The sequence below is a fragment of the Motilibacter deserti genome (assembly GCF_011250635.1).
GTDB classification, from domain to species: domain Bacteria; phylum Actinomycetota; class Actinomycetes; order Motilibacterales; family Motilibacteraceae; genus Motilibacter_A; species Motilibacter_A deserti.
In genome coordinates this window covers 14,395-27,320 of record NZ_JAANNP010000014.1, presented here as the reverse complement: position 1 = coordinate 27,320, position 12,926 = coordinate 14,395, and the positions used below count along the sequence as shown (strand labels likewise).

Here is a 12,926-nt window from a genome sequence, read left to right as displayed (position 1 = left end):
TCGATCGCGCGGTCACGCATGCCACCCTCGCTGCCGTGCCCGCTCCTCGTTCAACCGGCGACCGGCCGCTGGGCATCCCGACCCGCGGCACGACGGCCCCGAACCGGCTGCGCCGCATAGACCGGTGGGTCACCGGGACGTACGCGCGGCTGCTGCGCGCCGCGGACGACCCGCTCGTGGTGGACCTGGGCTACGGCGCCTCCCCCGTCACCACCGTGGAGCTGGCCGACCGGCTGCGCGCCGTCCGGCCGGACGTCGAGGTGGTGGGGATCGAGATCGACCCGGTACGCGTCGCGGCCGCCCAGCCGCTCGCGCGGGAGGGGCTGTCGTTCCGCCGCGGCGGGTTCGAGCTGGCCCTCGGCGGCCGGCGCCCGGTGCTGGTGCGCGCACTGAACGTGCTGCGGCAGTACGACGAGGCGGCCGCGTGGGGGGCGTGGGCGACGCTGCAGGCCCGGCTCGCGCCCGGCGGGCTGCTCGTCGACGGCACCTGCGACGAGCTCGGCCGCCGCGCGACCTGGGTCGCGGTCACGCCGGAGGGCCCCCGCACGCTGACCCTGGCCGCCCGGCTGGCCGGCCTCGGCCGCCCGTCGGACCTCGCCGAGCGGCTGCCCAAGGCGCTCATCCACCGCAACGTCGAGGGCGAAGCGGTCTTCGCCTTCCTGCGGGCCTTCGACTCCGCCTGGGACTCGGCCGCGCCCTACGCGTCCTTCGGGGCGCGCCAACGCTGGATGGCGGCCTGCCGAACGTTGCGCGACACGGGCTGGCCCGTGGCGGACGGGCCGGCGCGGTGGCGGCTCGGCGAGGTCACCCTCGCCTGGAGTGCTGTAGCGCCGCGCTGAACGCGTCGTACGTCGCCGCGCCGAAGAGCACGAACCGCACTTCCTGAACTTCGGTTGGGGTATCCAGCACGGTCGTGATTGCGACGCGGGCGGCGTCGTCCGTCGGCCAGCCGTACGCCCCCGCGCTGATCGCGGGGAAGGCGACGGTGCGCGCCCCGAGCTCGTCGGCGACGCGGAGCGACTCGCGGTAGGCGCTGCGCAGGACGGGCGTGCGGTCCTCGCGCGTGGAGAAGACGGGACCGACGGTGTGCACCACCCAGCGCGCGGGGAGCCGCCCGGCAGTCGTCGCGACGGCCTTGCCCGCAGGCAGGCCGTCGGGCAGCGCCGTAACGCGCAGCGCCCGGCACTCGGCGAGGATCTCGGGGCCGCCGCGGGCGTGGATCGCCCCGTCGACGCCCCCGCCGCCGAGCAGCGAGGAGTTCGCGGCGTTGACGACGACGTCGACGTCCTGCTCGGTGATGTCGCCCTGGACGAGCACGATCTCCAGTGCGCTCACGTCCGCGGTCCCCCGGCAGCGGCGGTCACCACGGGCCGTACGGGCCCATCCGCCCGCCGCCGCCCCGCCGGCCGCGCATCTGCGAGACCGCGGGCCGGACGTCGGCGAGGTAGACCGCCGACGCGACGACGGCGATGATCACGAGGAAGTTCAGCGGGTCGAGCCGGCCGGCGCCCTGGAACGGGTAGGCGAGCAGGATCAGCAGCAGGGCCACGCCGGTGATGCCGAACCAGAGGCCCTTGGTGCGCTTGCCGGCCGCGACGAAGGCGTCGTTCTTGTGCCGCAGGCAGTCGACGAAGGCGAACACCCCGATCCCCAGCTCGATGAACCAGATCAGGTCGAGGATCCAGCCGGTGACGTCGAGCGGGCTCATACCCGGCAATGCTAGTGGTCGCGCACGTCCGGCGCGTTGCGCGCGTTCTCCTCGAGGAACGAGCCGTAGATGTCGAGGAGGACGGCGCGCTGCGCATCGGTCAGCGCGGGGTCATCCCGGACGGCGTCGCGCACTCCCGTGGGCTCCGGGCGCGGCGCGCCCGCCTCCGCGCTGTCGGCGAGCAGCCCGGCCTGCGCCCCGAGCGCGTCGACACCGTGCCGGAGGCCGCGCGCGACCTGCGAGACGACGTCCGCGGCGGGCCCGCGGGCGGAGCGCTCGACCTGCTCGAGGTACGGCCCGGCCGAGGTCGCGGCCTCGGCGACCTTGCGCAGCGACTGGCCGGCCAGCGCCCGCGGGTCGCGCAGCGACTCCCCCAGCGCCCCCACGTCGAGCTTGCCCATGCCTCCTACGGTGCCACGTCGCGGGCGCCTCGGTGCAGCCGCGGACACCAGCCGGGCCCGAGGCAACCTCCGCGACGGGCCAGCGCCTCCTGTCTGCTGCGACCCACTGGAGGAACCGTGCCCCGCCTACGTCCCGCCGCAGCGCTGCGTCGAGCCGCTCTCCGCGTCACCGTGCCGGCAGCCCTGCGTCGAGCCGCTCTGCCCGTCACCGTGCCGGCGGCCCCGCGCCGAGCCGCGCTGCCCGCCGTCCCCGCGCTCGCGGCGCTCGCCGCCGCGGCCCTCGTGCCCGCCGCTCCCGCGGCCGCGCTCGAGCCCCCGCCCGGCACCGAGACGCGGCTGGAGTCGCTGACCCTGGCCCCGGCGGACACGTCGCTGACGCGCGGGGAGCTGTCGACCGTGAGGGTGCGCGCCCACCTCGTCGACCCCGACCCCGGCGGGGTGCAGGTGAAGGGCGCCGCGGTAGGCCCGGACCAGTGGCTGCCCAGCTGCCCGTGCGTGTCCGTCACGTTCTCCGGCCGCAGCCGCTCCCAGGCCTGGAACGGGCGCGACGTGCCGTTGAAGCTCGCGTCGGGCTCCGCCCAGGACGGCGTCTGGGAGGGCTCCTTCGTGGTCGGCGCCGCCAGCGCGGGACGGTGGACGGCGACCCGGATCGTGGCCGGCGACCTGTGGCGGCCGGAGGACGGGCCGTACGACAACAATCTCGTGAGCCTCGAGCCGCTCGTCCCCGAGCTGCCGTCGTTCCTCGTCACGGGCACCGACTGGCCGCTGCTCACCTTGCAGCTCCCGAAGGCCCCGGTGCGCGCCGGCAGCAGGTTCGTGGTCCGCGGCACGGCGCGCTACGCGACCAGCAGGAAGCCCGCGGCCGGCGTGCGCGTCACCGTCCGCCGCGAGATGTGCTACTCCGTCGACGGCGCCGGCGGGGTCGTGGTGGGGTCGGCCCGGACGAACGCGCAGGGCGAGTGGGCGCTCGCCACCCGGGAGGCCTCCGGCTCCTGGTGCGCCCGCGTCGGCGACGTGGCCGGCGTGCTCGAGCCGGTCAGCCAGGTCGCGGAGACCCGGGCGTTCGTGCGCGCGGTGGTGACGGCGCGGGCGGCGGCCGCGAGCGTGCGGCTCGGGCGGACGGTGAACGTGACCGGCAAGGTCACCCCGGCGCTCGGGCTCCAGCTCGAGCGGCTGTCCGGCCGCACGTGGCGGCGCGTGGCCGCGGCGTACGCGCAGAACGACGGGACCTACAAGGTCGCGCTGAAGCCGACCGCGCGCGGCACGGGGACCTACCGGGTCCGGGCGCTGACCGACCCCTACCGCGCGCTCGGGTCGGCCAGCCCGACGTTCCGCGTGCGCGCGTCCTGAGCGCCAGAGCTTCGAACGAGGATCTATTCATGAAGCGCACTACAGCTCTCGTGCTCGGCCTGTCCGTCGTGGCGGGCGGGGCCGTCGCGGGCCCGTCCGCACGCGCCGCCGGGACGCCCACCGAGGAAGCCGTCTTCTCCCGTGGTGGGCCGGCCGGAAGCACCTCCCAGGTGCTGGGACGGGACTTCTACGCGTCGGCGCCGGACGGCTCGCGGCGTGAGCTGATGGGGGCGGGCATCGGCGCCAACGCCACGGTCTCCCCCGACGGCACGCGCGTCGCGTACGCCCTGACGACGTCGGAGGACCAGCGGCAGCAGACGGTCTACGTCGCCGACCTGTCCGGCCGCAACCGGCGCGTCCTGGCCCGCACTGGCGCCGGGGAGACCGGCGTCAACGCGATCGACTGGTCCCCTGACGGGCAGCGGCTGCTCGTCTCGGTCGACGCCCCGGTCACCTCGGGCTCGCCCGCCCGGCCGGGCGTCTTCGTCGCGTACGCCGACGGCTCGGCCCCCACGCCGGTGCCGCACTCGGAGGGGTTGAGCCAGGCGGCCTTCGTCCCCACGGACCCGGCGCGGATCGTGGCTGGCGGGCTGGGCGGGGTCGTGACCGCGCGCATCGGCGAGGCGCCGGTACTCGTGCCCGGCAGCGTGCTCCCGGTCTACGGAGCCGGCCTCGACGTCTCGCCGGACGGCGCCTGGGTGGCCTACAACAGGACCCGTCAGGTCGGCGCCGCATACGTCGCGGACGTGATCGTGCAGCGCCTCGACGGCGCCGAGCCGCGGAGCCTGCCCGTGGACAACGCCATGATGCCCGCCTGGTCCCTCGACGGGCGCTCGGTCTACGTCCTGCGCAACCCGCGCGGAGACGCCTCCGGCAGCGACGTCTACCGCGTGCCCGTCGACGGCGGCGCGCCGGTCCAGGTCACGGACACGCCCGGCTCCTGGGAGACCGGGCCGCTGTCGGTGGCACAGCGCCCGACCGCCGGCCTCGCCCCCGCCGCTGTCACCGCCACCGTCAACGGCACCAGGCCCACCCTGGCCTGGTCCAACGCCACGAGCCCCGAGTGGGCGCGTACCGAGGTCTACCGCGCGCTCGGCCGCATCCCGACCGCATGGGGCCAGCGGGTCTACTCCGGCACGGGCACGTCGGTCACGGACACCGTCGAGCTCGGGCAGGCCTACACCTACTCGCTCGTCGGGTTCGACGCCTCCGGCGCCCAGCGCGGGGTCGTCCGCGTACGCCTCGACGCCGTGCTGCCGCCCGCGCTGAAGGTCCCGGTGGTGTCCTCCTCGGCGAGCGCGACCCGCGGCGTCCCGATCGAGCTGGCCGCCGGCCAGGACGTCGTCGGCAACTTCGACTACGAAGTGCAATACACGTTCGCGGCTTCGCGCGAGATGCGCGGCGAGTGGCAGCCGTGGCTGTCGTCCTACGGCGGCCTGAGCGCGGTCTTCGGCCCGAAGCAGCCGATCGTCCCCCGGCTCGGCACGTCGTACGTCTTCCGTGCCCGCACCGTGGACCAGTTCGGCAACGTGTCCGCGTGGGTCGAAGGCGGCCCGCTGGCGATGACGTTCGACGAGGCCAGTGCCGACTTCTCCCGCGGCTGGCGCAAGGTGGCCGCGAAGAACCGCTGGCTCGCCACGGCGCACACGACCTCGACGGCGGGCCGCAGCGTGTCCTTCAAGGGCACCGGGGCGGTGCTGCGGGTCGTCGGCGACCGCTGCGCGAAGTGCGGGCGGCTCGCGGTCTACCTCGACGGCCGCCGTGTCGCCACGGTCGACACCCACTCCGCCACGCTGAAGACGCGCCAGGTGCTCTGGAGCTCCCCGCGGCTGGCCTTCAAGGGGCACGACGTCCGCCTGGTCGCGCTCGCGACGCCCGGCCGCCCGCAGACGTGGATCGACGGCTTCGTCGCGGGGATCTGACGCCCCGGGGCGGGGTCAGCCCAGCGGCACGAAGTCGAGTTCCTGGAAGTCCACGACCTCCGACTGCCACCGGTCACGGACGAAGGCCACGTGCACCGGGTGCTCGTTGTAGCCCTGGTAGGCCTGCTCGTCCGCGAACTCCATCGAGAAGGAGAAGGCGAACTCGCTTTTCGGGCTCACCTGCCGGAGCTGCTCGAAGCGCTCGACGCCGGGGATGTCGGCGAGCGCCCGCGCCGTCGCGAGGAACTCCGCCTCCTCGGCCGAGCCGGCTGCGTGCTTCAGCGTGAACACCACGGTGTGTCGGATCACGGCGTCACTCTGGCCGAGCCGCCGCCCGCGCCGCAAGCTCTGCGGCCCGCCGAGCGAGGAACCGCTGCTCCGGCACACTCGCCGCGCGGGCCGCGGCCGCCCGGTACGCCGCGGCGGCCCCGGCCACGTCGCCCTTCCGCTCGAGCAGGTGGCCGCGGACGGCGTCGACCCGGATGCGGGCGGCGGATCCGTCACCCTCCTGCGCCTGCAGCTCGGCCAGCCCGGCCGCCGGGCCGTCGGCCATGCCCACCGCGACCGCGCGGTTGAGGGAGACCGCCGGCCCGGGCGCCAGCTGCTGCAGCACGTCGTAGAGCGCGACGACCTGCTTCCAGTCGGTCTCCTCGGCCGACGGCGCTTCGGCGTGCACGGCGGCGATGGCGGCCTGCACCTGGTACGCCCCCGGCCGGCCCTGCGCGAGCGCCGCGGTGACGAGCGCGAGTCCCTCGGCCACGAGCTCGCGGTCCCACAGCGACCGGTCCTGCTCGGGGAGCGGCACGAGGAACCCGTCGGCGGACGTGCGCGCCGCCCGCCGCGACTCGGTCAGCAACATCAGCGCGAGCAGGCCCTGCAGCTCCGGCCAGCTGGGGAGCTGCGCGTGCAGCCGCCGGGCCAGCCGGATCGCCTCGCCCGTGAGCTCGGCGCGGTGCAGGTCCGGGCCGGAGCTGGCGGCGTACCCCTCGTTGAAGACCAGGTAGAGCACCTGGAGCACGACGGGCATGCGCGCGTCGAGGTCGGCCCGCGACCGCAGCGCGAAGCGGCCGCCCGCCTCCCGCATTCGCGCCTTCGCGCGCGAGATCCGCTGCCCGATCGTCGACTCGGGCACGAGGAAGGCGCGCGCGATCTCGGCTGTCGTCAGGCCGCCCACCGCACGCAGCGTGAGTGCGAGCTGCGAGGGCGGCGGCAGGTCGGGGTGGCAGCAGAGCAGCAGCAGCGTGAGCGTGTCGTCGCGCGCCGCCTCGCGCTCGGCCGCGACGTCGGCCGGCGGGCCGAGCAGGGCGTCCCGCGGGGTCGCCTCCAGGTCCGCGGCCTCCCGGCGCGAGCGGGCGGCGTCGGCGCGTACCTCGTCGACGTAGCGGCGGGCCGCGACCGTCACCAGCCAGCCGCGCGGCCGCTCGGGCACGCCGGACCGCGGCCACTCCTGCGCCGCCGCGAGCAGCGCCTCCTGCACCGCGTCCTCGCAGCGCGCGAAGTCGCCGTAGCGCCGCACGAGCGCGCCGAGGGCCTGCGGCGCGAGCTCGCGCAGCAGCCCCTCGACGCCCCCGTCGGACGCCGGCTCAGTCGGCGGCACCGTGCTCCATGAGCGGCCAGACCTCCACGCCGCCGCCGAGCCCGTTGCCGTAGCGCAGCGCCGGGTAGGACCGCGCGATGTCCAGCGCCCGCTCCTCCGTAGCCACGTCGACCACGAAGTAGGAGCCGACGTACTCCTTGGCCTCGAGGTACGGCCCGTCGGTCACGACCGGCACGCTTCCGTCGGACACCGCGCGGATCGACCGCGGCTGCGGCAGCAGGCCGTCGACCGCCACCATCTCCCCGGAGGCCCGCAGCTCGGAGTTGAACGCGTCCACCTCGGCGACCAGCCGGCTGAACTCCTCCGGCCCGGTGCCGCGCCAGATCTCCTCGTTGCCGTAGATCAGCACCATGTACTTCATCTCGCCATCCCCTCGCCCGGGCGCCGCCCTCCGGCGCCGACACCTCCCGATCGGAGCGGGCCGGGCGGTTTCGACATCCTGCCCCGGTCAGCTCCGCCGGCGGGCGCGGACGACGGTGTCGTGCATCGTCATCGGCTTCCCGTCGCGGTGCCCCTCGCGGGCGCGGTCCTCGGCGACGACCACCTCCCACTGCTCCGGGTCGAGCGTGCGCACGACGTCGTCCGCGGTGAAGAACATCTCCGCCGGGTGGTGGCCGTCCTCCTCGAACATCGAGCGCGCGTGCCCGACGACCAGCAGCGACCCGCCGGGGGCGACGGCGCGGGCGAACCGGGCCTGCGCCGCCTGCAGCTGCTGCGGCGGCAGGTGCATGAACTGCGCCGAGACGAGGTCGTACGCCCCCGCGTCCGGGACCCACTCGGCGAGGTCGGCGTGGAGCCAGCGGCACCGGTCCCCGACGCCCTCGTCGTCGGCGTGCGAGGCAGCCTTCTTCAACGCGCTCGGCGAGATGTCCGCCCCGTCGACCTGCCAGCCCCGCGCCGCGAGCCACACGGCGTCCGCGCCCTCGCCGCACCCGACGTCGAGCGCCCGGCCCGGCGCGAGGCCCTCGGCCTCAGCGACCAGCTGGGGGTTGGGCCGGCCGCTCCAGACCTTCTCCGGCCCGGCGTAGCGCTCCTCCCAGAACCCCTCGTCGAAGAACGCCGCGCCCTGCTCGCTGCGCAGCTGCTCGGCGACGCGCCGCCGCTGGGCCACCGCGTCCGCGGTGTCGGCCATCACGAGGTCGCCGTTGATGGCCGCGCCGGCCCGCATCCCGGCGGCCGCCGCCACGATCACCTGCGCGGTCATGTCGGCCACGTTGCCCGCGACCCAGACCCCGGGCACGGACGTCGCGCCCATCGGGTCGGCGGGCACCGCCGTGCCGATGACGACGCCGTGCATCTCGCGCTCCTCGGCGGCCAGCCCGAGCTGCTCGAGCAGCTCGCCGCGGGCCCGCAGCACGGTGCCGACGGCGAGCGCGTCCCGAGCGACCGTGCGGCCGTCGGCGAGGCGGACGCCCGTGAGCCGGTCGTCGGCCGTCTCCACGGCGGCGACCTCGCCGTCGACGACCGCGATGCCGCGCGCGAGGAGCTTCTCGCGGTCCTCGTCGCTGAACGACAGCGTGTGCGAGAAGAACACGACGTCGGCCGAGAGCTGGCGCCACATCAGCGCCTGGTGGATCGAGAGCGGCCCGGTGGCCAGCACGCCGAGCGCCCGGTCGCGTACCTCGTAGCCGTGGCAGTAGGGGCAGTGCAGCACGTCGCGCCCCCACCGCTCGCGCAGCCCCGTCACGTCCGGCAGCCCGTCGGCCAGGCCCGTCGCGACCAGCAGCCGCCGCGCCTCCACCGCGCGCCCGTCGGCCAGAGAGAGCCGGAACCGCGGGCCGTCCAGCCGCTCCACCGCGGTCACGCGGCCCTCGACGATCTCCGCGCCGTACGCGGCGGCCTCCGCGCGCCCGATCGCCAGCAGCTCGCGCGGCGGCGTCCCTTCCCGGCCGAGGTAGTTGTGCATGTGGCCCGCCGGTGCGTTGCGCGGCTCGCCGGCGTCGACCACGAGCACGGACCGGCGAGACCGGGCGAGGGCCACCGCGCCGCTCAGGCCCGCGGCGCCGCCACCGATCACGACTGCGTCGTACGTCTGCTCCACGTCGTCCTCCTTCGTCGTTGTCCCGACTATCGGCCCGTCCTGCTGGGTTGACAAGTTCTATTGCTGGAATGGCAAAGTGGGGGCATGGACGAGACGCCGCCGGACGACTTCACCGCGGTGCTGGACGGGGTGGGCCCTCGGCTGCGCGACCTGCGCCAGCAGCGCGGCACCACGCTCGCCCAGCTGTCCGAGGACACGGGCATCTCCGTCAGCACGTTGTCGCGGCTGGAGTCGGGGCAGCGCAAGCCCACCCTGGAGCTGCTGCTCCCGCTGGCGCGCGCCCACCAGGTGCCGCTCGACGAGCTGGTGGACGCCCCGGCGACGGGCGACCCGCGCGTACGCCTCCGGCCGATCACGCGCGGCGGGCGGACCTTCCTGCCGCTCACCCGCCGCCCCGGCGGGCTGCAGGCCTACAAGGTCGTCTTCCCGGCCGAGCCGCAGGCGCGCACGCCCGAGCTCAAGACGCACGAGGGCTACGAGTGGGTCTACGTGCTGTCCGGGCGGCTGCGGCTCGTGCTCGGGGACCGGGACTTCACGCTGGAGGCCGGGGAGGTGGCCGAGTTCGACACCCGGCTGCCGCACTGGCTGGGCAGCCCCGGGCCAGGGCCGGCCGAGGTGCTGTCGCTGTTCGGCCCGCAGGGCGAGCGGCTGCACGTGCGTGCCCGGCCGCGGGGGCGGGACGAGGACTGACGGCCCCGCCCGGCTCTCGGCGACGAGAGCGGACGATGGGCGGGGACGTGCGGCGACGAGGACTGACGGCCCCGCCCGGCCGCTCGCGGCGAGGGCAACGACGGGCTCGGAAGTGCGGCGGCGAGGAGCAGCCACGGCTCGATCGCGGCCCGGGCACGGTTGTGCATCGAGTCGCGAAAGGGGGACGCGGCGTCGCCGCCGGCGTCGCGGTCGGCCCCTACACTCGTGGCTCCGGACGGAAGGAGCCCGCCCATGACCGCGTCGAGTTCGGGGCCCGCCACTCCGGGCAACCGCGCGGGGGGCGGCGGCCCGCGCCCGCACCGGCCGACCCTGCAGGAGGTCGCCGACCGTGCCGGCGTGAGCCTCAAGACCGCGTCCCGGGCGCTCAACCGCGAGCCGCACGTGGCCGAGGCCACCGGTGAGCGCGTCCGCCGGGCCGCCGACGAGCTGGGCTTCCGGCTCAACGCGCTCGCCCGCGAGCTGCGCTCCGGCGCCACCTCGACCACCGCCGGCCTCGTGATCGGCGACGTCGGCAACCCGTACTACTCGCGCATAGCCCGCGGGGTCGAGCGTGAGATGGACGCCCGCGGCCTGCAGCTCATCACCTCGAGCACCGACGACGACCCCGAGCGCGAGCGCGTCGCCGTCGCCGGCCTGCTCGAGCGCCGCGTCGCCGCACTGCTCGTCGTCCCGTCGTCCGAGGACCACCGCTACCTGGAGTCCGAGCGCGCGCACGGGCTGCCCGTCGTCTTCCTCGACCGGCCCGCCGGCCACATCGACGCCGACACGTTCGTCCTCGACGACCGGGCCGGCGCGCGGGCCGCGGTCGAGCACCTGCTCAAGGCCGGCCACGAGCGCATCGGGCTGGTCGGGGACTTCTCCCGGCTCTCGACCCATCGCGCCCGGGTCGCCGGCCACGCCGACGCGATGCAGGCCGCCGGGGTGCAGGGCTGGGAGACGTACGTCCGCGCCGACTGCCACGACCTCGACGCCGCCGCGCAGGGAGCGCGCGACCTGCTCGCCCTCCCCGAGCCGCCGACCGCGCTGTTCACCACGAACAACCGCTGCACGACCGGCGCGCTGCGCGCCGTCGCCGGGCTGCCGGCGCGCCCGGAGATCGTCGGCTTCGACGACTTCGACCTCGCCGACGTCCTCGGAGTCACCGTCGTCGCCCACGACCCGGAGGAGATGGGGCGGCTCGCCGCCCGCGCGGCCCTCGCACGGCTCGACGGCGACGACAGCCCGCCGCGGACGGTGGTCCTCCCGACCCGGCTGGTCGTACGCACCGCGCCCGGCACCGAGCCGCCCCCCGTGCGGGACCGTCCGGCCGACCTGCGCAGCAGCGGGCCGCGGTCGTTAGCGGTGGCGCGCCCGCGTGAGGCGACGCTGCTGGACGCCGAGGTGCGCTGAGCTCGGGAGCCGGCCCTCGCCCGCCGCTGGTGCTCGGCCTGCGGGGTCAGTCGTCGCCCCGCCGCATCCGCTTCACGTCCGAGCGCGCCTTCTTCGCCCGCAGCCGGCGCTCCACCGACCCCCGGGTCGGCTTGGTCGCCCGGCGCGTACGCGGCGGCGGGGCGATCGCCTCGAGCAGCAGCACGCGCAGCCGCTCGCGAGCGGCCTCCCGGTTGCGCAGCTGCGAACGCTGCTCGCTCGCCGTGACGACGAGCGAGCCGTTGACCAGGCGGCCCTGGAGGCGCTGCAGAGCGCGCTCCTTCAGCGGCGGTGGCAGCGCGGCACTCGCGGCCAGGTCGTAGGCGAGCTCGACCCGGCTGTCGGTCGTGTTGACCGACTGCCCGCCCGGCCCGGAGGAGCGGGAGAAGCGCCAGCTGAGCTCGGCGGCGGGCACGACGAGGCCCGGCCGCAGGGCCAGGGCGTCGCCCGCCGGCTCGTCGCGCGGCGGCACGAGCGGTCCGTTCGCGCCCGGCTCAGCGCCCGGTCAGCAGGTCCTCGACGGAGGCGGCGCCCTCCTTGTAGCGGCGGCCCACCTCGGCTGTGCAGGCGTCGACGACCTCCTGCACCTGACGCCGGGAGTGAGAGACCTCCTCCTCGAAGCCGGCCAGCCGGCTGATCGCACCGGAGAGCTCGTCGTCGGACAGGCCGCCGAGGTCGGAGAAGCCCACGTCGGCCACGATCTGCTCCACGCGGCGGCGGTGCTCGCCGACCCGCGACGGGTCGACGTGCGGCACGCGGGCGTGGCTCTGGTCGCTGCGCGGGCCGGAGTCCGTCAGCGTGCGCGCGAGCCGTTTGACGAAGTCCTCCTCGGTCTCCTCCTGCCCGCCGCCCGCGCGGCGCGAGACCTCGGCGCGCAGGATGTCCAGCCGGCCCTGCAGCAGGCGGCGGACGTACGACAGGTCCGACTCCTCCTGCTCGGCGTCGCGACGCAGCTCGCGCACCTCGTCGAGCGGCCGCTCGGACAGGCGGTCGAGGTACCCGGGCGCGAGGACCCGGTCGATCCGGCGCCGGCCACCCTCCATCGGCTGCGTCATGGCCACTCCCGTTTGTAGTGCTCGACTACCTGCGCGTGTCACTGCACATCGTGCCACCTCGCGGCGACGGACCGTGGGCAAGGATGTGCCCGTGCGAGCCCTCCTCCAGCGTGCCCTGTCCGGCAGCGTCACCGTCGACGGGGACGTCGTCGGCCAACTGCCCGCCCCGGGGCTCGTCGTCCTGCTCGGGGTCGCGGTCGGCGACGACGAGGCGACCGCGCGCGCCCTGGCGGCCAAGACGTACGAGCTGCGCATCCTGCGCGAGGAGCGCAGCGCCGCCGACCTCGCCGCGCCGCTGCTCGTGATCAGCCAGTTCACGTTGTACGCCGACACCCGCAAGGGGCGCCGGCCGAGCTGGTCGCCGGCCGCCCCCGGCCCGGTGGCCGAGCCGCTGGTGGAGGCGTACGTGGAGGAGCTGCGCGCCCGCGGTGCGCACGTGGAGACGGGGGTCTTCGGCGCCGACATGCAGGTCGCGCTGGTCAACGACGGCCCGGTCACCGTGCTCCTGGAGTTGCCGCCGCCCGGCTGACGCGCCGCCGTTCGTCGCGATGCCGCATCGTCGCCGTCTCGAGTTGGCACGATGCCGCACTGTCACGGTCCCGACTTGGCACGATGCCGCATTCACGCGAACCTATCGGCACGGTGGCGCATCGTGGCCGTCCCGAGCTGGCACGATGCCGCATTCTCGCGACCCTGCCGTTGGAGCGCGCCCGACGCGGGCGGACCGCGTGGCG

15 protein-coding genes are annotated in these 12,926 nt (G+C 75.7%); 6 read left to right on the top strand and 9 right to left on the bottom strand.

Features of this window, described 5'->3' with window-relative positions:
- Nucleotides 1–35: 35 nt before the first annotated feature.
- The gene (locus G9H71_RS14530; RefSeq protein WP_166283057.1) at nt 36–839 is read left to right on the top strand and encodes a methyltransferase domain-containing protein; all 804 of its coding nucleotides are present in this window, start codon (nt 36–38) and stop codon (nt 837–839) included.
- Here G9H71_RS14530 and G9H71_RS14525 read toward each other — a convergent pair.
- The 3 genes from G9H71_RS14525 to G9H71_RS14515 are packed head-to-tail and all read right to left on the bottom strand — an operon-like array spanning nt 805 to nt 2,109.
- The gene (locus tag G9H71_RS14525; protein ID WP_166283139.1) at nt 805–1,326 is read right to left on the bottom strand and encodes an O-acetyl-ADP-ribose deacetylase; all 522 of its coding nucleotides are present in this window, start codon (nt 1,324–1,326) and stop codon (nt 805–807) included. The genes G9H71_RS14530 and G9H71_RS14525 overlap by 35 nt on opposite strands.
- A gap of 34 nt (nt 1,327–1,360) precedes the next feature.
- Nucleotides 1,361–1,708 (bottom strand): DUF2516 family protein, encoded by a 348-nt coding sequence (locus G9H71_RS14520; RefSeq protein WP_166283055.1) that lies wholly within the window; start codon nt 1,706–1,708, stop codon nt 1,361–1,363.
- An 11-nt stretch (nt 1,709–1,719) separates the two neighbouring features.
- Nucleotides 1,720–2,109: a transcriptional regulator gene (locus G9H71_RS14515; RefSeq protein ID WP_166283053.1), complete on the bottom strand. Its 390-nt coding sequence runs from the start codon at nt 2,107–2,109 to the stop codon at nt 1,720–1,722.
- Between the two features lie 117 nt (nt 2,110–2,226).
- Between G9H71_RS14515 and G9H71_RS14510 the strand changes: the two genes are divergently transcribed.
- Complete coding sequence (locus G9H71_RS14510; protein WP_166283051.1) at nt 2,227–3,459, top strand: peptidase associated/transthyretin-like domain-containing protein; 1,233 nt, start codon at nt 2,227–2,229, stop codon at nt 3,457–3,459.
- Between the two features lie 29 nt (nt 3,460–3,488).
- Nucleotides 3,489–5,381: a TolB-like translocation protein gene (locus G9H71_RS14505; RefSeq protein WP_166283049.1), complete on the top strand. Its 1,893-nt coding sequence runs from the start codon at nt 3,489–3,491 to the stop codon at nt 5,379–5,381.
- Between the two features lie 15 nt (nt 5,382–5,396).
- Here G9H71_RS14505 and G9H71_RS14500 read toward each other — a convergent pair whose 3' ends face one another.
- The 4 genes from G9H71_RS14500 to G9H71_RS14485 form a co-directional block, all read right to left on the bottom strand.
- The gene (locus G9H71_RS14500) at nt 5,397–5,690 is read right to left on the bottom strand and encodes a Dabb family protein (RefSeq protein WP_166283047.1); all 294 of its coding nucleotides are present in this window, start codon (nt 5,688–5,690) and stop codon (nt 5,397–5,399) included.
- A 4-nt stretch (nt 5,691–5,694) separates the two neighbouring features.
- Nucleotides 5,695–6,978, bottom strand: a complete 1,284-nt coding sequence (locus G9H71_RS14495; RefSeq protein ID WP_166283045.1) for an RNA polymerase sigma factor — start codon at nt 6,976–6,978, stop codon at nt 5,695–5,697.
- Complete coding sequence (locus G9H71_RS14490; protein WP_166283044.1) at nt 6,965–7,339, bottom strand: YciI family protein; 375 nt, start codon at nt 7,337–7,339, stop codon at nt 6,965–6,967. Before G9H71_RS14490 ends, G9H71_RS14495 begins: the two co-directional genes overlap by 14 nt.
- 87 nt (nt 7,340–7,426) lie before the next feature.
- Entirely contained in the window at nt 7,427–9,019 is a 1,593-nt protein-coding gene (locus G9H71_RS14485; protein WP_166283043.1) for a methyltransferase domain-containing protein, read from the bottom strand.
- Nucleotides 9,020–9,103: 84 nt separating this feature from the next.
- Between G9H71_RS14485 and G9H71_RS14480 the strand changes: the two genes are divergently transcribed.
- Nucleotides 9,104–9,709, top strand: coding sequence for a helix-turn-helix domain-containing protein (locus G9H71_RS14480; RefSeq protein WP_166283042.1), 606 nt, complete (start codon nt 9,104–9,106; stop codon nt 9,707–9,709).
- A gap of 252 nt (nt 9,710–9,961) precedes the next feature.
- Nucleotides 9,962–11,119 (top strand): LacI family DNA-binding transcriptional regulator, encoded by a 1,158-nt coding sequence (locus tag G9H71_RS14475; protein WP_166283041.1) that lies wholly within the window; start codon nt 9,962–9,964, stop codon nt 11,117–11,119.
- Nucleotides 11,120–11,165: 46 nt separating this feature from the next.
- Here the strand turns inward: G9H71_RS14475 and arfB are convergent, their stop codons facing one another.
- Both arfB and G9H71_RS14465 read right to left on the bottom strand, forming a co-directional pair.
- On the bottom strand, nt 11,166–11,609 hold the full coding sequence (gene arfB / locus G9H71_RS14470; RefSeq protein WP_166283040.1) for an alternative ribosome rescue aminoacyl-tRNA hydrolase ArfB: 444 nt from the start codon (nt 11,607–11,609) through the stop codon (nt 11,166–11,168).
- A gap of 22 nt (nt 11,610–11,631) precedes the next feature.
- Entirely contained in the window at nt 11,632–12,192 is a 561-nt protein-coding gene (locus G9H71_RS14465) for an RsiG family protein (RefSeq protein WP_166283039.1), read from the bottom strand.
- 91 nt (nt 12,193–12,283) lie between these two features.
- Between G9H71_RS14465 and dtd the strand changes: the two genes are divergently transcribed.
- Nucleotides 12,284–12,721: a D-aminoacyl-tRNA deacylase gene (gene dtd / locus G9H71_RS14460; protein ID WP_166283038.1), complete on the top strand. Its 438-nt coding sequence runs from the start codon at nt 12,284–12,286 to the stop codon at nt 12,719–12,721.
- The last annotated feature ends 205 nt before the right edge of the window (nt 12,722–12,926 follow it).

Excerpts from the sequence above, each read along its gene's own strand:
- G9H71_RS14490 (WP_166283044.1), bottom strand. The coding sequence starts at position 7,339 with ATGAAGTACATGGTGCTGATCTACGGCAACGAGGAGATCTGGCGCGGC.
- G9H71_RS14480 (WP_166283042.1), top strand. The coding sequence starts at position 9,104 with ATGGACGAGACGCCGCCGGACGACTTCACCGCGGTGCTGGACGGGGTG.
- G9H71_RS14465 (WP_166283039.1), bottom strand. The coding sequence starts at position 12,192 with ATGACGCAGCCGATGGAGGGTGGCCGGCGCCGGATCGACCGGGTCCTC.
- G9H71_RS14515 (WP_166283053.1), bottom strand. The coding sequence starts at position 2,109 with ATGGGCAAGCTCGACGTGGGGGCGCTGGGGGAGTCGCTGCGCGACCCG.
- G9H71_RS14520 (WP_166283055.1), bottom strand. The coding sequence starts at position 1,708 with ATGAGCCCGCTCGACGTCACCGGCTGGATCCTCGACCTGATCTGGTTC.
- G9H71_RS14475 (WP_166283041.1), top strand. The coding sequence starts at position 9,962 with ATGACCGCGTCGAGTTCGGGGCCCGCCACTCCGGGCAACCGCGCGGGG.
- G9H71_RS14505 (WP_166283049.1), top strand. The coding sequence starts at position 3,489 with ATGAAGCGCACTACAGCTCTCGTGCTCGGCCTGTCCGTCGTGGCGGGC.